Origin of the sequence: Nostoc sp. (assembly GCF_036917575.1) — a bacterium.
GTDB lineage: Bacteria > Cyanobacteriota > Cyanobacteriia > Cyanobacteriales > Nostocaceae > Nostoc.
The window spans coordinates 21708-43976 of the sequence record NZ_JBALDC010000093.1 but is presented as its reverse complement, the minus strand read 5'-3'; the positions used below and the strand labels follow the sequence as shown (position 1 = coordinate 43976).

The window sequence follows — 22269 nt, the reverse complement described above, 5'->3', positions numbered from 1 at the left end:
TGAAAGTATTAATTCTCCTACATTAGACAGAGTGAAGACAAATTAATCCATGAACCAACTAAAAACAAAATTTAGTTAGTTTAACCGTCCCAAGTAAGGTTCGGGAAACCACCCTTCATGGACTGGCTACCACTAAGCTTCAGTATATATATCAGCATAATCTGGAGTTCTAACCCCAGGAAAGCCAAATCAAAGGTATTCATGCTGAACTGGTTGATTTATTGACCCTGTTGGTTCAAAATTTAGTGCTTTATATTCTCATTCATTCATTTGTAGTTATACGGAGCCAGCACCTAAAATGGCAAAAGTAGTTGGAATTGACTTAGGAACAACGAACTCCTGCGTGGCAGTGATGGAAGGTGGTAAACCCACAGTAATTGCTAATGCTGAAGGTTTTCGGACAACGCCATCAGTAGTCGCATTTGCGAAAAATGGCGACAACTTGGTTGGCCAAATCGCCAAACGCCAAGCGGTGATGAACCCCGAAAATACGTTTTACTCAGTCAAACGCTTTATCGGTCGCCGCTACGATGAAGTGAGTAACGAAGCTACGGAAGTTTCTTACAAAGTTCTCAGCAGCAATGGCAATGTCAAATTAGATTGTCCGATAGCTGGTAAACCGTTTGCTCCTGAAGAAATTTCTGCAAAAGTTCTTCGCAAACTAGTTGAAGATGCCAGCAAATATCTGGGTGAAACTGTAACCCAAGCTGTAATTACCGTTCCAGCATACTTCAACGACTCGCAACGGCAAGCGACAAAAGATGCTGGCAAAATTGCCGGGATTGAAGTTCTGCGGATTATTAACGAGCCTACCGCCGCTTCTCTGGCTTATGGATTTGACAAGAAGAGTAACGAAACCATCTTAGTATTTGACCTTGGTGGTGGTACTTTCGACGTATCCGTGCTAGAAGTAGGAGACGGAGTTTTTGAAGTACTATCTACATCTGGTGATACCCACCTTGGTGGTGATGACTTCGATAAAAAAATAGTTGACTTCTTAGCTGAGAAGTTCAAGAAAGCCGAAGGTATTGAGCTGCGGAAAGATAAACAAGCCTTACAACGTCTGACGGAAGCTGGAGAAAAAGCCAAAATTGAGCTTTCTAGCGTTACCCAAGCAGAAATCAACCTACCATTTATCACTGCAACCCAGGATGGGCCCAAGCACCTGGATACAACTCTGACTCGCGCCCAGTTTGAAGAACTTTGCTCTGACTTAATCGACCGTTGCCGTATTCCTGTAGAAAACGCCCTTCGGGATGCCAAGTTAAACAAAGGCGATATTGATGAAGTGGTGTTAGTTGGTGGTTCTACCCGCATTCCCGCAGTCCAACAGATTGTGAAGCAGGTATTAGGTAAAGACCCCAACCAAAGCGTTAACCCTGATGAAGTCGTAGCAGTTGGTGCAGCTATTCAAGCAGGCGTACTGGCTGGTGATGTAACTGGCATCTTGCTGTTAGACGTGACGCCTCTATCTTTGGGTGTGGAAACATTGGGCGGCGTGATGACCAAAATTATCCCCCGCAACACCACAATTCCCACCAAAAAATCCGAAGTTTTCTCCACGGCTGTGGATGGACAAACAAATGTAGAAATTCACGTCCTCCAAGGTGAACGCGAGTTTTCTAACGATAACAAGAGCTTGGGAACCTTCCGCCTCGATGGTATTCCTCCTGCACCACGTGGCGTCCCTCAAATTGAAGTAGTGTTCGACATTGACGCTAACGGCATCCTGAATGTCACCGCTAAGGACAAAGGCACTGGTAAAGAACAGTCCATCAGCATAACTGGTGCTTCTACCCTAGATAAAAATGACGTTGACCGGATGGTTAGAGAAGCTGAACAGAACGCTTCATCTGACAAAGAGCGACGTGAAAAGATTGAACGCAAGAACCAAGCCGATTCTTTGGCATACCAAGCTGAAAAGCAGTTACAAGAATTGGGCGATAAAGTTCCCGATGCTGACAAGACTAAAGTCGAAGGTTTAGTAAAAGAACTGCGGGAAGCAGTTGCTAAAGAAGACGATGAGCAAATCAAGAAGCTCACCCCAGAATTACAACAAGCACTATTCGCTGTTGGTAGCAACATCTATCAACAAGCTGGTGCTAGTGCTAGTGCTGGTGCCGGTGCGGGTGCTACATCTGGTGGTGAACCTCAAGATAGTAGCAGTTCCTCTAGTTCTAGTAACGGCGACGATGTGATTGACGCTGATTTTACAGAGAGCAAATAATTCCCTTACTTCTTTTGGGAAGATTATCTTGTCCCACCTTATAATTACCCACTCAGACAAATGCCTGAGTGGGGATTTTTTTTTAAAAGTTAGAGGTTAGGAATTAAGAGTTATATAAAGTCCAGTTAATCTCTTATGCCATATCCACAAGCACCTTGGACACTTCAAGGTTATGCTATCCAAACTCTGCATTTAGTAAATATTGACCAAGTGCGCCCTTTGATTCCCTTAGAGTTAGAAATTATTTCTGTATGGCCTGGTAAAACCCTCGCTAGCGTGTATCTTTCTAATTACGGGTCAGGCTCAGTACTGGAGTATAGTGAGTTAATTGTTGTCCCAGCTTTGATTAATTACCAGAGGAAAATCGGCGCTTGGATTTCTCACATTTATGTAGATAATGCTGATTCGGTGGCTGGTGGTCGAGAAATTTGGGGACTACCAAAGGAATTAGCTAAGTTTACCTGGGAACAAGGAAAGTATGTTACTGTGCATCAGGAAAACCGAAAATTGTGTAGTCTTAAGTACAATCAACAAAGCTTGGCATGGAGACAGCGATTAAGTGCTTCTAGTTTCAGCGCTAAGGGTGCTGATTTGCTGAGATTCCCTGCTGAATTTGAGTCTTTATTGGGTTTGATTGGTTCTAAGTTAGAAATCCCCGCCGAAAGTCCTTTTTCTGGAATAGGCTGGGGTCAACCTTGGTTAACTGTGCGCTGTGAGCAGATGAGTTTGCGGGTTGATGCGCCAAAAGTGGTAGGTCATATCGTGTGCGATTAAAGACTTATCATTAAGACCGCAGTTCTTGCTGGGGGCAGGGGGAAAGAGTGTTTTCTGGTTTCTGCATAGATTACCGGAATTATAACTAATTAACCGGACATGATATCAATCAATTTTAAATTAGTTTAAAGGTGTTTTATTTGACTCAAAATAAGATACTTTAAGCTTTCACTTTTGTTTGTAGATGTCGTCATAGAGATAGCGATCGCTCTCTGGTTTTGGGTTATTCTTTAGATAATCATGCGCCTTATCACAACCGCGCTTGAGAAGTTGATTTAAGTCAAAATCCCAAACCAAAACACCATCAGAATCATCAGATGCAATACTCTTACCATCTGGGCTAAAACTGATATCACTGCTACCAAAGCGCTCGTAAGTTGTCACTGAGCAATTCTGTAGATTTGCTGCAACCGATGTGTCCTTTCAAGAGGGAGTAGAGATAAGGGAGTAGGGAGTAGGGAACCCATGCCTAAAGACATGGGATTGGAATAATGACGTTTTATGTCTCGTGCTACGTATCTCGACATAATTATTTGATTGTTAGGGGGCTTTAGACCCTAAACTTTAGTATTTATTGCACATCTCTACTCCCTACTCCCTACTCTCTGTTTTTCGTAATATTTTCCTTTATAGCAGTTGCCAGATAGATTAGGACATAATGAAAAGCGTGAATCTCAGGAATAGTAAGGTTTTTACTTCCTGCCTTCTGCCTTCTGCCTTCTGCCTTCTGCCTTCTGCCTCCTGCCTCCTACCTCCTGCTATAACTCCTCATAATCCTGCCACCGCGCACTGAGGAAAAATCAATATAGTACTTTCGATCCTCAGCATTTTCGACAGCCAAGGTCTTGCTTGGGTTGCAAGCCTGATAAAACTTTTGTAAATCCAGTTTCATTAGCTACGTCACAACAAGGCTTTTCTTTATTGTCAACACAAACTCTGTTACATATTCCGCAAAATTAAGTCATTTTTGTAGTAAATGTGAGTTTTTGACTATCTATCGTCTAACTTCCCAACATTTGTAAGTTATGTAAAGTCGCATAAAGCCCTCCTTGTTGCAGTAGTTGTTCGTGGCTTCCCTGTTCGATTAATTCGCCACGCTTAAGAACAAAAATCCGGTCTACATTGCGAATCGTAGACAAGCGGTGAGCGATAATAATCGCGGTGCGTCTGAGCAAAAGCTGGTTTAATGCCTCTTGAACTAAAGCTTCTGTGCCAACATCCAAACTAGCGGTAGCCTCATCTAGTACCAAAATTTGCGGATTGCGAATGGCAGCCCGCGCAAAGGCTAAAAGTTGCTTTTGACCACTAGAAATATTTGTGCCCCGTTCTCGAAGTTGAGTATCATAACCTTGGGGTAGTTCTTCTATAAACTGGGCAATGTTTGTTTGCTCTGCTGCCTGTTGAATCTGTTCAGTAGTATAGCCATCTCCTAAAGAAATGTTGCTTTTAACATCGCCAGCAAACAAAAAGCCTTCTTGTAAAATTACTGCCATGTAGCGCCGCAGTTCTGCCTGTGGTACTTCCCGAATGTCTACGCCATCTATAAGAATGCGTCCTTGGGTGGGTTCGTAGAGGCGGCACAAAAGACGGATAATCGAAGTTTTACCCGCACCAGTGGGGCCAACTAATGCCACTTTTTCACCAGGATGAATGGTAAAATCTAAGTCTTTAATTACGTAATCATCATTTTTGTAAGCAAACCAGACGTGCTCAAAACGAATTTCTCCCAGTTCTGGGGAGGAAGTGATATCTGGGGATTCTAAATTTGCCACGATTTCGTCTATGTAGCCAAATTTCGCATCAAATATTGAGAAGCGGACATTGGCGCGATCGCGAATTTCTATCGGTTCGTCTAATACATCACTTACGCGTTCAATAGCTGTGAAACCAGCTTGAATTACCGTAAATTTTTCCGCAAAAGCCCTTAAAGGGTCAAATAATCGCTGGGCATACAATATAAATGTAGATAAAGTCCCAAAAGTCAAGTTTTTTTCCAACAGCAACCAACCACCCACGCACAAAACACCTGCGATCGCAATCAATCCAATCCATTCTAAGGTTGCTGAAACAAATGAATCATAAAAAATGGTTTTATCCATTTGTTGAATGTAGGTGTTGTTCGTAGAACGAAACAATTCGGCATTAAATCTTTCTCTACGGAACAACTGCACGACGTTAATACCAAGCACATTTTCTTGTAGCTGTGAATTCAAGATCGAAAGTTCTTCTCGCCCTTTGTAATTGGCATTGCGGTACTGTTTTTGAATGTAAACAATTACCCAGCTAGTTGGTAACAGCATCAATATCAGCAAGCAAGAAAGTTCCCACTGGATGGAAAACATTAAACCCAAAGTCACTAGCATTAAAAACAAATCGGATATAATGCCAATTGCCCCAGTAGAAAAGACATCGCCTAATACTTCCACATCGCTGGTGATTCTGGTAATTAATTTACCTACGGGTGTGCTGTCAAAAAAGCGCACTGCCAGAGATGTTACGTGCTGAAATAAGTCTTGGCGAATTGCTGCGGTGATTTGTTGCCCTAGCTTTTGGACTATATAACCTTGCAAACCTGTCAATATCAATTGGATGGCGATCGCAATTACCAGTAATTCCTCTAGGATATTTAGCCCTTGCGAGAAAGGACGATTCCTAAAAAATTCGTAAGTGCTTGGTTCGTTACGAATCAGAGAGATTACTTGGCCAATCAAGAAAGGTTGTAAGGCATTAGCTAGTGCGATCGGTATGAGTAGGCACATCGACAGCGCCAGTAGCCGTCCGTGACGACGGGCATAAGGCACCAAACGCAAAAATAACCGCCAGTCATTTTCAGGCCGACGATCTGGTGTATAAGATTTTTTGAGAGATTGGTAGATGCTCATAGTAAGAGCATTATATTAATGTTTGGAAAAAAACACGCTTGTTTAAAGTAGCGTTTATCTTTCTACTCTGATACCATGCCTGAGATAGAAACTGCAAGACTACGGGCTACGCCTACGCACATCCAGAAAACCCTGCTTCAGTGCGGGTGATTCAAAGTAGCAATAAGATTCCCAGCTTTGAAATAAATCGGGCATCTCAGGGCGTATTGTGATCCGCTTTTATAGTATTTGTATTAATTGCTTCATAAATATTCTTGTAAGTATGAGAACATATCATACTTATCTGTTTACGTCTTATATCTAAAGATAGAATATTGAGGTTAAAATTTGGGATGCTAAATATGGGAAGCGTTTTCGCCACCACCAAACGCAAAAAATGGCGCGATCGTGCTACCAAAATGCCCAAGAGTTAGCAAAGCAAATTGAATATCAGCCACTTTTAGAAAAAGTACAGCAGTTCATAGATTCTCTGTAGCATCCAGTTCATCTTCTTCCATATTGGGAGAAGGGGTTAGGGAATGAGGGCAACTGCGCAAAATTCAAAAGTATTGTATTCCGGGCTTTCGCGTCATTTTGAATGGTATGTTTATTTATGCCATGTTGTACTAGTGTAATTAACCTGAGTTCGACAAGTTGAAAAAGGCAAAAAGTTTGCTATGTATAGATTTGTCAAACGGGGCATTCACAACAGCGATCGCTTCTAATTCTTGAGTGTCTTCCTGCTTGCCCATCACACATTGCAATTAGTCTGTAATTGCTTTGAGGACACGATGTTTTATGATAAGTTTTTTAATATACTACGTAAAACATACCAATTTAACGTAGTTTGAAGAGTAGTATTTCACAAACAATGGCCAAAGGCAAGTCCTTTGATTTAGAGATGTAGATGAATATAAGACCGTACCAAGAATCTGATGCTGAATCAGTCAGTGCTCTGTGGGATGAGGTGTTTCCTAATAACCCGTCGCACAGCAGCCCAAAATTGGTAATCAATCAGAAGCTTGCTGTACAGCCTGAGTTGTTTTTCATTACTGAGATTAACTCTGTAATTGTAGGCACTATAATGGCAGGATATGACGGGCATCGCGGTTGGTTATACACAGTTGTGGTCAGTCCTCAGTATCAACGGCAGGGTATTGGTAGCAAGCTAGTGCAGCACGCAGAGAAGAAATTGATAGCGATGGGATGCCTCAAAATCAATCTCGAAGTTCGTGTCTCCAACGCAGAAGTAGTTGAGTTTTATAGAAAACTTGGCTATCTCGTAGAAGAACGCATCAGTATGGGAAAGCTTGTCGCATAAATGTTTGGTGAGTTGGAACAGAAAAACTTTAGAAACACGCCAGTATTATGGCAAAAGGTGATTGTAGCTTTACCAAATTTAACCCAAATTAAGATAAAAATTATGAAGCTTAATGCAGTTCATCATATTCAAGTAACCTATCCTTTTGAAGTGGAGGAAGCAATACTGTTTTTCTACAGCAAAGTTTTGGGACTGACTGAAATTGCCAGACCTGATCTCATGAAAAACGATTCAGGAGCATGGTACAAGTTGGGAGACATTGAACTGCACGTTAGTAGAGAGAAAAACGCTGATAACCAAGCATCTAGACGGCATTTTTGTTTACAAGTTGATAACTTGAACGCCTTTGAAGTACATCTAAAAGAGCATGGGATAGAAATTATTCCCGATCAACGACCACTTCCAGGATGCGCGCGGTTTTTCTTCCGAGATCCCGGTGGGAATCGTATAGAGATTGCAGAGTTCGTTAAGAGTACTTTTACAGAGCAACAAACAGAAAATTTGCTATTAACGTAAGTTGCTAATTAATGTGTATAAACTGTATCAATCATGATACAACCAGATTTTAAATACTGCTAAATACCAACAAATAAAATGTTGTACTTGAGTAAAGGCAGTTTTGATAACTAGCAACTTAAGTTATTAGAAAGACATTCAGCAACGGTGTCTTAAAGCATTTTTTAAGTATTAAGGCCACAGATGAGACGGGGAGTCGGGAGTAATGAAGCAATTTTTCTGTAGCTGTGAGGCACACATAGGGACTTGCAGAGAATAAATTAACCAATTTATTTAGATGATAGTTTTCTTTCTCCCCCAGCTAAGAGTCCCCTGCCCCCCTGCCTACACAATGATTGATTATTTTTTTAATTGGAAGTCCCATACTTGAATCACTCGACCAAGCAATGACTCTTGCTGTCAATGTTTTGTCAAAATCCTTAATATAGCAGTCGAAGCATAGGTTAGAACTATGTTGGTTACTGAAACCTTTGATAATACTGAGTTTCTACTCAGCACTTAGCACTCTGCACTTTGCTATAATTGTGGGCGAGAACGTTGGTAAATTTGGAATCTTAACAATTTTCTCCTGATGTTTCACACGCACCAATACTTACCCAGGTGCTAGAACCATCTTCCCAATGCTCTTTCTTCCATATAGGGGCATTATGTTTGAGCGTATCAATAGCATATTGGCAAGCTTCAAACGCCTCACGCCGATGAGGAGAACCCACAGCTACTAAAACGCTGATTTCTCCAACTTGCAAACGTCCAACGCGGTGATAAATCGCGACTCGATTCACATCAGACATAGATAAGCGAATATCAGCAGCAATTTGATAAAATATCCGCAACGCCATCGGTTCATAAGCTTGATACTCTAGAGCAATCACAGGTTTACCATCGGTTTGATTGCGAACCATACCACTCATCACAACCACAGCACCATTGGCTGGATCGTCAGATTTGGCGTAGATTTCTTCTAGGGATAATGGCGCAAAGGTAATGGCAAAACTATCTTCGGCTCTCGGTTTAACAGCAGAGGTAAGTGTGGTTGTCATAACTGCATTGATATTATTAGGCTTTTTCTATTGTCTCTGAAAAAAGCGTTACTAATTTATATTTAGTGGTTTTAGTTAAGTCGTTAATCTGCACTATCTAGACGATCGCAGTTATATCTACCTTTAATCTCTTGATTGAAAAAGCTGCCAATTGAGTCAGAGGAATGTAAATCTTCCCAAGTATCCTCATCTACGCCTAAGTACTGATAAACCGCTCCACTTTGAAACTCAACTTGCAAAATCTGTTCGTTGTGATCATAGCCTACAGCCATAGCCATTGATGAGACAACTGGTAGCATGACAATTGGTTCTTCTTCAAAGGGTAATGCAGGCGTTTCGGCAATTGCCTCGTTCAGTTCTTGCAATCCTTCATAAGCCTGTATCGGTGCCGGAATTTCCAAAAACTCTAGTTCATTGCCTCGGTCGAGCAATAACTGCAAATATCCATCAGAGTGAGCGATCGCTACTAAACTGCTCAAGTCTACCTTAGATAGCTTCATTTATTTTGTACTCTCCTATTGGCGTAGTCGGGAGTGGTAAAGTTTTATGCAACATTTAAACGCCTTTATAGTACAAACGTACGACAAAAGTACTTTGCCGTCAAGTTTTTTCTCCCAAGCGAGAATTTTAGGTGCGTAGAGACGCCTTAGCAAAGCAGCACAAAGTGTTTTTCTCTGACATCCGGTGAAATACTTATGATTCAGCTTAAGTAAACTGTCGGAGCAATCTCTGCTTTGTTAGGGGAACTTAAGAGGCGAATTGAAAATTGCATAAATGTGCAATTCGCCTCAGTTAAGTAGTTGAAAATTTCAACCATTTTTTTCTGTGTTTAGGCTTAACGAGTCATTTTTGCTCTTTGTGTCATTCAATTAGCTCACCCTTTTGGGTGAGTCATATATCAACCGATCAGATGACCTGATTGAAGGAAGTTGAGATTAATAATAAAGAGGACTCTATTACTAAGGAACACCGATCGCATTTTACCTAAACAGGACTTATGAAACTTTCTACCTTAATAAATTCTGCACTTATTTTTGCTTCTATTACTCTTGTACCTGGAATTGCTGGCGCTCAAACAGCTACTACCAACAACAGTGAAATAATAGCTGTGAACTCTAACAATTTATCCACTAACTCGACTTCTGTAAATTACCTCCAGCCTTCAAATCTAGTCGCCTTTGCTTATCAAGGAGGTTTGCAACAACATGGTATTCCTAGCGGAGAAGCGCTAATACATAAAACTCAGAATAAAAATATTCTTGCCAAAGATTTGGTTAAAGCTGCTGTGAATGCAGATAAGTTACCATTACAAGTTTTAAACGATCAAAATTATCTAAGTGCTGTGAATTTAGAACTCAACGTATTGCCAGATTATGCTGCTGCTGATTAATTTGGTTTGTCTTATATCTTTTAAAAAGCTAAGTTTTTCAACAGGGTATAATTCGTATGCTTGTTAACAAGGATAAATAAATTTTTTTTATACACTGTAATCCTGCATATATAATCAAGTTTGATATCGAAGAAGAATTTCTCGTTTTTGACATAAGTTGTACTTATCGTGTACTTAGGCCCCAGAAAACTGTATAATCGACAGCTTATCGCTCAAAATTTTCTATAGAGAATGACAGAAGTAATAAGATCCGGGGGACTAAATAATATTGAGTCCATTGAGTTTGAAGAGCAGTGCTTAGAAAAAGCCAGAGAAACAGGCGATCGCAACGGGGAAGTTATTTCTTTGGCAAGTTTGGGCAATGCTTACCAGTCACTCGGCGAGTACCACCTAGCAATTGAGTTTTATCAACAGTGGTTAGATATAGCAACAGAAATAGGCGATCGCTTAGAAGAAGCTAAATCTTTATCTGGATTGGGTAACGCTTACCAATCACTGGGCAAATACCAACGAGCGATTGAATATTATCACCAGTGGTTAAGTATAACCAGGAAAATAGGCGATCGCACCGGGGAAGGCATAAGCTTGGGAAGTTTGGGCAATACTTATGAATACCTGGGTAAGTACGAGCAAGCGATAGAGTTTTACCAACAATGGTTGAGTATAACCAAGAAAACAGGCGATTGGACTAGTGAAGGTCTTTGCCTGGGAAGTTTGGGTAATGCTTATGAATCATTGGGATCTTACCAACTAGCAATTGAGTTTTACCAACAATGGTTGGGGCTAGCAAAATTCATCAGCGATCGCAATGGTCAAAGTATGGCCTTAAGTGGCTTGGGCAGTGCTTATAAGGCTTTGGGACAGTACCAAAGGGCGTTGGAGTTTTATCAGCATTCCTTAGAGATCGCAAGGGATCTTAATGACCGAAATGGGGAAGCAAACACCTGGTTTAATTTGGGTTTGGTGTTAGAAAAAATCAATCGAGAATCAGAAGCGATGAATGCCTTTTGCAATGCTCGTGAAATTTATCATGCAATAGGACTTGATGCCAGCCTGCAAGATTGTAACCATGCCATTGAATTTCTTTCTCAAAATGTTGCCAGCGCAGCATCTGCTTTCTGGTTGAGGAGATGGTTAAGTCATTTGTCGCAGTCGATCAAAACTAGTTCTAAATAAAGAGTGCTGAGTTTTGAGTTAAAAGACTTTTTTAATTCACTCAGGACTCACCACCATACTTATTGAATACTGCAACTGAGTGATTGCGATCAAAGGAAAATACAGAAAACGGGTCTTTTCGATTCCCCATCTCCATCCCAGGCGTGCCTACAGGCATTTGAGGAACAGATAAACCAACAACATTTGGCTTTTCTTGAACCAGACGTTTGATGTCGTCTGCTGGGACGTGTCCTTCAATCACATATCCATTAACAATTGCTGTGTGGCAAGATGACAAGTTATCCGGCACGTTGTATTTTTGTTTGACTGTTTCAATGTCAGGCGTAGAAAAATCTGTGATTTTAAAACCCTGTGCCTTTAAGTGAGCAATCCACCCACCACAACAGGTACAATCGGGACTGCGATACACAGTGGCATTTAATATTGTTGATTTTGATGGTGTTTGTTGCTCCTGGATGTGGCTAGTGGTACTTAACAGTTGAAGTTTACCTGCAATAGAAGTGGGGAAAACAGTTTGAGCATGACTCATAGGAGCAGTGCTTCCCAAGATGCTTAATACCCCTAATGTTATAACTACTATTTGCACAGTAGCAGGCATCAAAATGGTAAGTAACCATTTTTGCCAGCAATAAATCAATTGTTTGTGCAACATCTGATACTTCCTAAATACAACATTGCTTCCAAAACACTATAAGCTTACTTTGTATGCCTCAGCGTTTAAAAACACTACGATTTTACATACAAACAGATAGGAGTAAAATTAAATATGCGTTATCCAGAATCTTTGTAGAAACATAGCAGTACTATGTCTCTACATTTATTTTCACTCATATCTCTAAAAATGTACTTTTTTCGTGAAAACAAATGGAGCGATCGCCCTGGTAACAAAACCATTGAACTAGAAATCGAGGCTAATGGCAAGAAACTGAAAGTCAAAGCCAGCAGTCGGCAATAATTAGAAGCAGCAATAGAGGTAGCACAGAAATTTGTAGCAAACTCCTTGCAAGTCAACCGTTTTGGCATTGTTTTACAATCAGACGCAACAAATCCATGTAAAACTGTGACGCAACCGCCAGTTACCGAACCATCTGACACCAGTCCAACTTAATCATATACTGGATACAACTACGGGTTTGAGTACTGTATAATTTCAATAATTTTATTAATAATCTCTGTTAATTTTTCAAGTTTTATTTGACCTGCTTGATATAAAACAATTTGTTTATCGGCAGTAAAAATTCGATTTGGTCTAATATTACTTGGCTGATTTAATCGACCGTAGTTAAAATCACTATTATTTAGTTGAATGGCATAGATATCGCTAACAGCTTGGCTAGTAATTTGGCAAAGAATCAGATCATCTCCCTGAAGAGTAGCAATAACTAAAGCAGGTCTGCGTTTTGTATCAGTTAAGTCTGAAAATGGAAATGGAACAATAACAACATCTCCTTTTACAAATCCTGCCATGCTATATCTTCCTCTGGTCTTAACCAATCTTTTTGCAGTGATGATTCGCTCATAATGGTAATTTCTAAGGTTTTTTCTTTTTGGTACTTGGCTTGTAAGAACTGAACAAAATCTAAAATTTCTTGTAACAGAGGTTCAGGTAGTTTTTCTAGCTCTTGTGTAATCTGTTCTTTCAGCATAATTGTTTTGTTTTGTGCTTTTGCAATATCTAAAATAATATTTATCATATCGGTTTTTAAATAAAAATATAAAATAAAGTAAATTCTGCTTCTGAAAGCTAATACACTTATCCTGCACAAGGTAGAAGCAGCAAAGCTTTAATAGTGAAAGTTTATTAAGACATTGGAACAGCGATCGCAGATGATAGCAATAGTAATCAGGAGTTGCGATCGCAATTCCTGATTGCCTTAAAATTAGGGTGATTGAGTATTGCTACTTGAAGATTATGTAAAATTTATACCTTCTGAATGAGCCTCTTCAACCTATAGCAGGAGTATAATGTTGCATTAAGCGTCTACTATAAACAATTAGGAAATCAAATTGCAGTATATCTGCCTTTAAAATTATGGACTCGAAGTATAAATGGAAAAATGGTTATCGACCAAGCCGAGATGAAGCAGCAAAAAATCTTCATTTGCTTAGATGAGAGTCAATTCGAGAACGAACAAGACCGAAAGCTTGCTGAAGAAACTACAAGAAAGCGTTTGGGCGTACCTGCACCAACTTTAGATGAAGACAAATCCATACTACCTCATGCAGTTTTGCCTAATGGCAAGGTTTAATATTATTAAAACATAAGCATTTTTGCCTATGTCTACTCCATACAATTATCAGGTTTAACAAAATGCAGATTTATCAACTTTTCAGTCGATTAAACAATAAAAAATTTCCTAAGTTACTTACTCAGACAGTAGCTTTAGGCGTAGGCGCTATTGTTCTATTCTCAACTACTAATGCTAATGCTGCCGAGCAAGTTGTTTTAAAATATGGTACTTTTCAGGGGCAAATATCTGTTGAAGAATTAAGTCAATTTACAGAAACGGGCAAGACTACCCCAACATTAACAGCTTATTTACAGGCGGCTCAACAAGACCCCGCAGTAGCTCGTAAGGCACTAAAAGCTCCAATAAAAGCTGATGCTGCCTTTTTAAATAGCTTACTGTCCAGTTGGGCAGGGCCAATTTTAGTTAACCAAATTGGTGAGGTAGTTCACCCGCCGGCAGGACAACTAGACCAGCAGGCACTGCGAAGCGCTTTAAGTGCATCTATTAAACAAAATGGTGAAGTTACACTACTTGGAGCCATTCAGAATTATCCAAATACTTCTGTTGAACTTGAAGGAGATCGTCTCATCTCTGTTTATGAACGCCTAAGCAATCTTGCAGAACTTTTATAAGGATTGCTACAGACAATGCAGTTTTATCAGATGATTGATTGAGCTATAACCGACACAAGTCTCACATCTCACCGCGTTCGTGTTAACGTTCCCAAGGAAAGCAAGAGTGTGAGATGAATGGAGGGGTAATAACGAATTGACCCACAACCAAATCAATCCGCTTACTATCCCAGTTGGAAAAGCAAGAGAAGTTTAGAAAAAGAAGGTATCTTTTTTTCAGAGTACCAAATTTTCAGTTTCTAATTTCTTGATTCATTCTTGTAGTTCAGTGACTACATTTATTTAAAAGAGACTGGGTACTATTTTATTGTCTAAAGTGACTTTATGAATCTTTGTTTTTTTAACTAATTGTTTCTTAATTCCTCAATCCTATCTCGAATTTCTATTTGATTGTATAGCCACGTCCTTGATACTCCAGCTTCTTGCGCCACAATACCAAAGTCAATACTTGCTGATGGAGTCATAAAGTCAGACGAGTTGTATGTTGCCAGCATTGTCAAATACCGCAGCATCATTGCGCTGATGCAAGACTTCTTTTCTGATATGTGGGCAAAGAACAACAAGGACATGAAACTTCGTCACGCAGAACCACGGCTGCTGCTTAAAGAGACAGGGTTTCTTCCTGGTGTTGGAAACAATAGATAGTTGCGATCGCTAGATAAAAAATACATCTATTTGGGTGTTTGCTTAGGCCTTCAACTTCCCTAACCTTACCATCTCACTCTCATCATATAGCAATCCTAAATTATAGAAATAATATAATAGTTGTTATAGATAAAAACTTATATATGACAAATTACTAATATACTTAATTTACAAAAGAAGTAAAGAGAGTCCATCATAAGATAAACATAATAGTATTCATAAAGAAGAGTTTATATATTAAAAATTATTCATGTAGTTAAGTAAAATAGATAAATTTTTCTTTATACATCCAATTTAATATTTGTTTAATAATACCGACTCCAAGTTAACAATTTCGGCATCAAAGGCTGTAAACTGATTTCAACAAGGTGAATGATACCTCTGCATCACACTAGAAAAGCAGAGCCAATAATTTAACCGAGTTTTTATATAGCTATCTATTTCATTAATGAAATGGCTGCGATCGCTTGGTCAGATATAGCTTGATTAATCATTAATAATGCAACAAACATAACGTTTTTTGCCTAAATTGTCGTAGCTATAAAAAATAAAGTTTACATTTTCAGGAGATATTTATGACAAAATTTTTTAATCAAATTCCTCGCCGCAAATTTATCTTCGCAGCCGGAGTATCTGCAAGTGCTGTATTGCTCAAAGGCTGTTTGGGTAATCCTCCTGAAAACCTGACTGGTGGAAGCACTCAAGCACAACCAACTGCCCAATCAGTAGTTAATATTAGTCCCGAACAAACACCAGAAACTACTACAGTCAAGTTAGGATATATTCCTATTGTAGAAGCGGCTCCTTTAATTATTGCTAAAGAAAAAGGCTTTTTTGGAAAGTATGGTATGACTAATGTTGACCTTTCCAAACAAGCTTCTTGGGGTGCAGCTAGAGACAACGTAGAAATTGGTTCTGCCGGTGGTGGAATAGATGGCGGTCAATGGCAGATGCCAATGCCACATTTAATTACAGAAGGTTTAATTACCAAGGGCAATCAAAAAATCCCCATGTATGTATTATGTCAATTAATTACGCATGGAAATGGAATTGCGATCGCCAGCAAGCACCAAGGCAAAGGTATTACTTTACAACTCGCCAGCGCTAAATCCCTATTCACGGAATTAAAATCTTCAACACCTTTCACAGCTGCATTTACCTTTCCCCACGTCAATCAAGATTTGTGGATTCGCTACTGGTTAGCAGCAGGCGGCTTAGATCCAGATGTAGATGTCAAATTGCTCACAGTACCTGCGGCGCAAACTGTAGCCAACATGAAAACAGGAACAATGGATGCCTTTAGTACAGGCGACCCCTGGCCTTATCGTCTGGTTCAAGACAAAATTGGCTACATAGCAGCATTAACCGCAGAAATTTGGAAAAATCATCCTGAAGAATATCTTGCCATCAGAGGCGATTGGGTTGATAAAAATCCCAAGGCTACCAAAGCAATTTTAAAAGGAATTATGGAAGCCCAACAGTGGTTAGATAATTTTGACAATCGCAAAGAAGCGGCTGAAATTTTGGCTGGACGAAATTATTTCAATCTTTCGTCACCAGAAATTCTGGCCGATCCATACCAAGGCAAATATGACATGGGTGATGGTCGCAAAATTGATGATAAATCGATGGCTGCTTACTACTGGAAAGATGAAAAAGGTAATGTTTCTTATCCATACAAGAGTCATGATTTATGGTTCATAGTTGAAAATGTTCGTTGGGGATTCTTGCCAAAAGATTACATTGCCAATAATGCCACTAAAGCCAAAGAACTTATCAACAAAGTCAATCGCGAAGATATTTGGAAAGAAGCTGCAAAAGAAGCTGGAATTGCTGCTGCTGATATTCCCACAAATACATCACGTGGTGTAGAAGAGTTTTTTGATGGCATCAAATTTGACCCTGAAAAGCCAGAAGAATATTTGAAGAGTTTGAAAATCAAAAAAGTCAGTGTTTAATCATTCATTGGTCATTAGTTATTTGCAAATGGCAACGGACAAATAAAAAATAAAGTTTGAGGAAAATACAGCATCATGACAATAGCCCAAAAACGCCCTGTAAGCCCTAGATTTAGTAATAGCCTTATATCCAGTCTCCAAAAGCAATTTCCTGACCTGATACCACCAGCGATCGCGATCGCCATCTTCCTGGTTATCTGGCAACTCTTCGCTTGGACTCCAGGAGCCACATTACCAGGCCCAATACAGGTTATCCAAGACACTTGGGTTTTGATTTTATGGCCATTTTATGACCGAGGTGGTATTGACAAAGGTCTATTTTGGCAGATTCTCGCTAGTTTGCAACGAGTTGCGATCAGTTATACCTTAGCTGCGATCGCTGGTATTGCTTTAGGCATTTTGATTGGGGTTAATAAAACCATGTCCAAAGCCTTAGACCCGATTTTTCAATTACTGCGGACAGTACCACCTCTAGCTTGGGTTCCCATTTCTTTAGCAGCTTTACGACAAAACGAACCGGCAGCATTATTCGTAATTTTCATCACCGCCATTTGGCCCATCTTAATTAATACTGCTGTCGGCGTTACTCAAATTCCCCAAGACTACAATAACGTCGCCAAAGTTCTGCAACTTAGCCGCAAAGAATATTTCACTAATATTTTGATTCCGGCGGCATTACCTTACATCTTTACTGGCTTGAGAATTGCGATCGGTTTAGCATGGTTAGCGATTATCGCTGCTGAAATCGTCATGTCCGGTATAGTGGGAATTGGCTTCTTTATCTGGGATGCCTATCAAAATAACAACGTCAGCGAAGTTATTTTAGCTCTAGTTTATATCGGTGTCGTTGGTTTGCTGCTAGATAAAGCGATGGTTTGGCTGCAAAACAAGATTTTACCAGCAGAACAAAAGTAATAATGCAGTAGAATTCAGAATTGAGAATTTTGAATTGGCAAGTAAAGCAGTCTTGACACCAGGATAGCAGACTGAAGTCGGTGTTCCAAGAAACTGCAATCTGCTGCAAGTTTGTCGCTCCTCCTTAATTAATACGCTTGGGTAAAAGCTTGATTTTCGCTAAATTTCTGGAAAAAGCAGGCAATTAAGTCCCATTTTTAAAGGAAGTTAGAGAAATTTTCTCAGGCTAAATATCACTAACCCAAGCGTATTTTTCTTTAATAAATTTTATTTTTATTACTGATGATAATCATTGGTTTATTTCAATGATAAATCTAGGTAGACGAACAATAATTTTTTTTAATAGTTAACTTTAGAAATTGGCATTTTACTAATTAAACATTTCAAGTAAATATAAGAAGTAACCACACTTGCTCTAGATAATCTCTTGATTGGAGAAAACTAATGGTCGCACTCACACAGCCTACTCAAATTATTTCTAATCCCGGACGTTTAACAATTGAAACTGTTGAAATCGCTTCTCAAACGACTGCTATCCGTTGCCTCGATTGGGATAGAGAACGTTTTGATGTGGAGTTTGGTTTACGAAATGGTACGACCTATAATTCTTTTTTAATTCAAGGAGAAAAAGTAGCTTTAATTGATACTTCTCATGGCAAGTTTGAGGAGTTATATCCAGAGATAGTAACAGGGTTAATCGACCCAACCAAGATAGATTACTTGATTATTAGTCATACCGAACCAGACCATAGTGGCTTAGTAAAAAATATTTTGCAGCTAGCTCCTGACATTACTATTGTTGGTGCGAAGATAGCTATTCAATTTTTGCAGAATATGATTCATCAACCTTTTAAATCAAAGGTGATCAAAAGTGGAGAGTTATTAGATTTAGGCAACGGTCATCAATTAGAATTTGTCTCGGCTCCTAACTTACATTGGCCTGATACCATCTTGACTTATGACCACAAAACAGGCACTCTTTACACCTGTGATGTGTTTGGAATGCACTACTGTGATGATCATACTTATGATGAGAATATCACCATCATCGAAGAAGATTTTAAATATTACTACGAGTGTTTGATGGCTCCTAATGCTCGGTCTGTATTGGCAGCTTTAAAGAAAATCGAAAAGTTAGAAATAAAAACAGTTGCCACAGGACACGGCCCTTTATTAAAAGAGTATATTCCAGAATGGCTGGGACGCTATCAAAATTGGAGTTCAGAGCAAGCCAAAAAAGAGACATTAGTGGCTTTATTTTATGTAGAAGATTACGGATATAGTGAGAATTTAGTCAGGGCGATCGCACATGGAATTGCAAGAACAGGTGTGGCGGTAGAATTAGTAGCTCTGAATAATACTGAGCCTCAAGAAGTCCGAGAAATAGTTGACCAAGCTGCTGGTTTAGTTATTGGAATGCCTCCCCAATCATTAGATATTGCTCAAGCAGGTTTAAAGATTATCTTAGCTGCTGCTCACAATAAACAAGCAATTGGTTTATTAGAATCTGGAGGAGGAGAAGATGAACCTGTTTTTCCCTTACGCAATAAGTTTCAAGAACTGGGATTAATTCAAGCTTTTACCCCAATTTTAGTAAAAGAAGCTACCTCTAATGTATTAGAACAACTGTGTGATGAAGCAGGGACAGATATGGGTCAATGGTTGACCCGCGATCGCACCATCAAACAAATCAAATCCATTAATAGCGAATTAGAGAAATCTTTGGGGCGAATTAGCACCGGATTGTATATTATCACCGCCAAAAAAGCAGAAGTTCAAAGTGCAATGCTCGCTTCTTGGGTAACACAAGCAAGTTTGAATCCTTTGGGTGTAGCCATCGCCGTCGCCAAAGACCGAGCGATAGAATCATTGATGCACGTTGGCGATCGCTTTGTTTTAAATATTTTAGAAGAAGGCAGATATCAAGGATTAATGAAACATTTCCTCAAGCGTTTTGCTCCCGGTGCAGACCGCTTTGCTGGCATCAAAACATATCCTGCTGCTACCAACGAATCTCCAATTTTAGCTGAAGCTTTGGCTTATCTCGAATGTGAAATTACCAGCCGTATGGATTGTGGAGACCATTGGGTTATTTATAGCACTATCCAAACTGGGCGAGTTGCCAAAATCAACGGATTCACTGCCGTTCATCACCGCAAAATTGGCAATCATTACTAAATTGGTCATTTGTTATTTTTTCCTTTGTTTCCCTCTCCACTCCTCACTTCTAAAAAGCCATGTATAAAACTGTTGAAGATAGCCCAATTTCCAAGTATGAAATTTCTCGAAAACGCATCGTACAAACCTTGGAATTGATTCAAGATTTGATTGTGATTTCTCTGTGCATGGGTTTGTTTACCTTCATGGTAATCCAGGTGAGAGATATGTTTTTCTCTCTGCTTCCCCCATTGGATTTTCATACTGTTACTGCTGATATTCTCTTTTTGCTCATTTTAGTTGAATTATTTCGATTGCTGATTATTTATCTGCAAGAACAACGAATATCTATTGGCGTAGCTGTAGAAGTCTCCATTGTTTCCGCCTTGCGAGAAGTAATTGTTAAAGGAGTTTTAGAAACTAATTGGAGTCAAATTTTAGCAACTTGTGCCTTCTTATTAGTTTTGGGAATAATACTCGTTGTTCGAGTTTGGCTACCCCCAACCTTTGAAGGCATCGACCCCGAACAAGCAATAGCTAAACGCCTTAAAAATAGAGTCAAATCAGAATTAGCTGAAAGCAATGGCAATTAGAAGTAGAGACGCAATTAACCCTTGTCTGTACAAAAGTTTTATCTCCCCATGCCCCATACCCAGAGAGAGATTACTATGTCTGCTAATACTGTAATTACCAACCGTTCGAGAGATGTGCAGGTTGCTGAAATTGGTAAAGATACGCTGGTTTTGCGATCGCGCACTTGGGAGAGACTAAAATTTGAGGTTGAGTATTCCCGCCAACGAGGAACTACGGCAAATTCTTATCTGATTCGAGCTGACAAAAAGGCTTTAATCGATCCTCCCGGCGAATCTTTTACGGAAATTTATCTCCAACAACTGGCACAATATCTAGATTTCGCTACCCTAGATTACATTGTTCTCGGTCATGTCAACCCCAACCGCAGAGCCACCTTACAAGTATTATTTTCTCAAGCTACTCAAGCTACTTTAATTTGTTCTCGTCCTGCTGCTAATGCCATCAAAACTACTTTTCCCGAATGGCAGTCACGCATTCAAGCTGTGCGATCGGAGGATACTCTGGATTTAGGACAAGGACATCATCTCACATTTGTGAGCGTACCGACTCCTCGCTGGGCAGATGGATTGTGTACTTATGATTCTGCTACCAAAATTCTCTACACAGACAAATTTTTTGGCGCTCATATTTGCGAAGATACCCTCTTCGATGAAGACTGGAAAAGTTTAGATGCAGAACGTCATTACTATTTTGACTGTCTTCACGCCCCTCAAGCCAAACAAGTCGAAGTTGCTTTAGAAAAGCTTTCGGTTTTCCCAGCAAAATCTTACGCTCCGGCTCATGGGCCTGTTGTTCGTTACAGTCTCAGCCGATTTACTTTTGATTATCGTCAATGGTGTCAAGGACAAAAATTACAAGAATTGAGTGTTGCTTTACTTTATGCCTCTGCTTATGGAAATACAGCAATTGTAGCTAATGCGATCGCTCAAGGTTTAATTGAAAATGGCGTTAATGTACAGTCCATCAATTGCGAACTTGCAGAACCAGCAGAAATTACCCGCATTGTTGAAGCTTGCGATGGATTTATTATTGGCTCACCCACTTTAGGTGGCCATGCACCAACCCAAATTCAAGCAGCTTTAGGAATAGTTTTAGCCATAGCATCTAAAACAAAATTAGCAGGAGTATTTGGTTCTTATGGCTGGAGTGGAGAGGCAATTGATTTACTGGAAAGTAAGTTTAAAGATGCCAATTATCGTTTAGGATTTGAAACAATTAGAGTCCGCTTCACTCCTACAGATGAAATTCTCCAACAGTGTCAAGAAGCGGGTGCTGCCTTTGCCCAAAACTTGAAAAAAGCTAAAAAATTGCGGACTACTCGGCAAGTTGTCACCGAAACTCACGTAGATCGTACCGAACAAGCTGTAGGGCGGATTATTGGTTCCTTGTGTGTTTTAACAACTCGTGATGAAGAAAGCCACAAAGGAGTTTTAACTTCTTGGGTATCTCAAGCAACTTTTAATCCGCCAGGAATTATGATTGCTGTTGGTGACGAACAAAATGCAGATTTAATGTGTCATCCTGGCGATAAATTTGTATTAAATATTCTCAAAGAAGGTAGAAATGTTCGCCGCTATTTTTCCTGTAATAGTGTTTTAGGAAATAATCCCTTTGTTAATCTTTCCTGTCAAACTGCTGAGAATGGTTGTCTGATTCTCACCGAAGCATTGTCCTATTTAGAATGTACCGTACAAAATCAAATGAAATGTGGTGACAGATGGTTAATTTATGCCGGAATAGATAAAGGTGAAGTCTTAGCAACCGATGGTTTAACAGCTCTCGAACATCGGAAATCTGGCAGTTATTATTAATTGGTCATCTGTTTTTCTTTG

21 protein-coding genes and 1 pseudogene are annotated in these 22269 nt (G+C 39.6%); 13 read left to right on the top strand and 9 right to left on the bottom strand.

Going from position 1 to position 22269, the window contains the following annotated elements:
* Positions 1-298 precede the first annotated feature (298 nt).
* Together dnaK and V7K79_RS27090 are read left to right on the top strand one after the other, a co-directional pair.
* Positions 299-2227 carry a molecular chaperone DnaK gene (gene dnaK, locus V7K79_RS27095; protein ID WP_335052206.1) on the top strand — a complete coding sequence of 643 codons (1929 nt, stop codon included), beginning with the start codon at positions 299-301 and terminating at the stop codon, positions 2225-2227.
* Positions 2228-2362: 135 nt separating this feature from the next.
* Positions 2363-3001 carry an acetoacetate decarboxylase family protein gene (locus V7K79_RS27090; RefSeq protein WP_335052204.1) on the top strand — a complete coding sequence of 213 codons (639 nt, stop codon included), beginning with the start codon at positions 2363-2365 and terminating at the stop codon, positions 2999-3001.
* A 168-nt stretch (positions 3002-3169) separates the two neighbouring features.
* Here V7K79_RS27090 and V7K79_RS27085 read toward each other — a convergent pair whose 3' ends face one another.
* The 3 genes and pseudogenes from V7K79_RS27085 to V7K79_RS27080 all read right to left on the bottom strand — a co-directional run bounded on the left by V7K79_RS27085 (position 3170) and on the right by V7K79_RS27080 (position 5883).
* On the bottom strand, positions 3170-3385 hold the full coding sequence (locus V7K79_RS27085; protein ID WP_335052202.1) for a hypothetical protein: 216 nt from the start codon (positions 3383-3385) through the stop codon (positions 3170-3172).
* A gap of 370 nt (positions 3386-3755) precedes the next feature.
* A pseudogene (locus V7K79_RS30085) lies at positions 3756-3893 on the bottom strand (ATP-binding protein); the annotation flags it as partial.
* Positions 3894-4002: 109 nt separating this feature from the next.
* On the bottom strand, positions 4003-5883 hold the full coding sequence (locus tag V7K79_RS27080) for an ABC transporter ATP-binding protein (RefSeq protein WP_335052200.1): 1881 nt from the start codon (positions 5881-5883) through the stop codon (positions 4003-4005).
* A gap of 886 nt (positions 5884-6769) precedes the next feature.
* Here V7K79_RS27080 and V7K79_RS27075 point away from each other — a divergent pair.
* Complete coding sequence (locus tag V7K79_RS27075; RefSeq protein WP_335052198.1) at positions 6770-7183, top strand: GNAT family acetyltransferase; 414 nt, start codon at positions 6770-6772, stop codon at positions 7181-7183.
* 102 nt (positions 7184-7285) lie between these two features.
* On the top strand, positions 7286-7699 hold the full coding sequence (locus V7K79_RS27070) for a VOC family protein (RefSeq protein WP_335052196.1): 414 nt from the start codon (positions 7286-7288) through the stop codon (positions 7697-7699).
* A 554-nt stretch (positions 7700-8253) separates the two neighbouring features.
* Here the strand turns inward: V7K79_RS27070 and V7K79_RS27065 are convergent.
* Together V7K79_RS27065 and V7K79_RS27060 are read right to left on the bottom strand one after the other, a co-directional pair.
* Positions 8254-8739, bottom strand: a complete 486-nt coding sequence (locus V7K79_RS27065; RefSeq protein ID WP_335052194.1) for a molybdenum cofactor biosynthesis protein MoaE — start codon at positions 8737-8739, stop codon at positions 8254-8256.
* An 83-nt stretch (positions 8740-8822) separates the two neighbouring features.
* Positions 8823-9239 (bottom strand): KTSC domain-containing protein, encoded by a 417-nt coding sequence (locus V7K79_RS27060; RefSeq protein ID WP_335052192.1) that lies wholly within the window; start codon positions 9237-9239, stop codon positions 8823-8825.
* 497 nt (positions 9240-9736) lie between these two features.
* On the opposite strand from V7K79_RS27060, the gene V7K79_RS27055 reads away from it, so the two are divergent.
* Together V7K79_RS27055 and V7K79_RS27050 are read left to right on the top strand one after the other, a co-directional pair.
* The gene (locus V7K79_RS27055) at positions 9737-10129 is read left to right on the top strand and encodes a hypothetical protein (protein ID WP_335052190.1); all 393 of its coding nucleotides are present in this window, start codon (positions 9737-9739) and stop codon (positions 10127-10129) included.
* Between the two features lie 231 nt (positions 10130-10360).
* Entirely contained in the window at positions 10361-11305 is a 945-nt protein-coding gene (locus tag V7K79_RS27050) for a tetratricopeptide repeat protein (RefSeq protein ID WP_335052188.1), read from the top strand.
* A 40-nt stretch (positions 11306-11345) separates the two neighbouring features.
* Here the strand turns inward: V7K79_RS27050 and V7K79_RS27045 are convergent, their stop codons facing one another.
* From V7K79_RS27045 to V7K79_RS27035, 3 genes are all read right to left on the bottom strand, one after another.
* Positions 11346-11957: a DUF411 domain-containing protein gene (locus V7K79_RS27045; RefSeq protein WP_335052186.1), complete on the bottom strand. Its 612-nt coding sequence runs from the start codon at positions 11955-11957 to the stop codon at positions 11346-11348.
* 473 nt (positions 11958-12430) lie between these two features.
* On the bottom strand, positions 12431-12772 hold the full coding sequence (locus V7K79_RS27040) for a type II toxin-antitoxin system PemK/MazF family toxin (RefSeq protein WP_335052184.1): 342 nt from the start codon (positions 12770-12772) through the stop codon (positions 12431-12433).
* Positions 12757-12999, bottom strand: coding sequence for a DUF2281 domain-containing protein (locus V7K79_RS27035; protein WP_335052182.1), 243 nt, complete (start codon positions 12997-12999; stop codon positions 12757-12759). The genes V7K79_RS27040 and V7K79_RS27035 overlap by 16 nt, the downstream gene beginning before the upstream one ends.
* 363 nt (positions 13000-13362) lie before the next feature.
* Here V7K79_RS27035 and V7K79_RS27030 point away from each other — a divergent pair, with 363 nt between their 5' ends.
* Both V7K79_RS27030 and V7K79_RS27025 read left to right on the top strand, forming a co-directional pair.
* Positions 13363-13554: a hypothetical protein gene (locus tag V7K79_RS27030; RefSeq protein WP_335052179.1), complete on the top strand. Its 192-nt coding sequence runs from the start codon at positions 13363-13365 to the stop codon at positions 13552-13554.
* Positions 13555-13616: 62 nt separating this feature from the next.
* Positions 13617-14168, top strand: coding sequence for an alpha/beta hydrolase (locus V7K79_RS27025; RefSeq protein WP_335052177.1), 552 nt, complete (start codon positions 13617-13619; stop codon positions 14166-14168).
* Between the two features lie 344 nt (positions 14169-14512).
* On the opposite strand, the gene V7K79_RS27020 is transcribed toward V7K79_RS27025, so the two are convergent.
* Positions 14513-14662 (bottom strand): hypothetical protein, encoded by a 150-nt coding sequence (locus V7K79_RS27020; protein ID WP_335052175.1) that lies wholly within the window; start codon positions 14660-14662, stop codon positions 14513-14515.
* A gap of 726 nt (positions 14663-15388) precedes the next feature.
* Here V7K79_RS27020 and V7K79_RS27015 point away from each other — a divergent pair.
* The 5 genes from V7K79_RS27015 to V7K79_RS26995 all read left to right on the top strand — a co-directional run bounded on the left by V7K79_RS27015 (position 15389) and on the right by V7K79_RS26995 (position 22248).
* A complete protein-coding gene (locus V7K79_RS27015; RefSeq protein ID WP_335052173.1) occupies positions 15389-16771 on the top strand; it encodes a CmpA/NrtA family ABC transporter substrate-binding protein in 1383 nt (460 codons plus the stop codon).
* A gap of 75 nt (positions 16772-16846) precedes the next feature.
* The gene (gene ntrB / locus V7K79_RS27010; protein ID WP_335052171.1) at positions 16847-17686 is read left to right on the top strand and encodes a nitrate ABC transporter permease; all 840 of its coding nucleotides are present in this window, start codon (positions 16847-16849) and stop codon (positions 17684-17686) included.
* A 444-nt stretch (positions 17687-18130) separates the two neighbouring features.
* Entirely contained in the window at positions 18131-19864 is a 1734-nt protein-coding gene (locus tag V7K79_RS27005; RefSeq protein ID WP_335052169.1) for a diflavin flavoprotein, read from the top strand.
* A gap of 59 nt (positions 19865-19923) precedes the next feature.
* Positions 19924-20436, top strand: coding sequence for a phosphate-starvation-inducible PsiE family protein (locus V7K79_RS27000; protein ID WP_335052168.1), 513 nt, complete (start codon positions 19924-19926; stop codon positions 20434-20436).
* A 75-nt stretch (positions 20437-20511) separates the two neighbouring features.
* Positions 20512-22248: a diflavin flavoprotein gene (locus tag V7K79_RS26995; protein ID WP_335052166.1), complete on the top strand. Its 1737-nt coding sequence runs from the start codon at positions 20512-20514 to the stop codon at positions 22246-22248.
* Positions 22249-22269 lie beyond the last annotated feature (21 nt).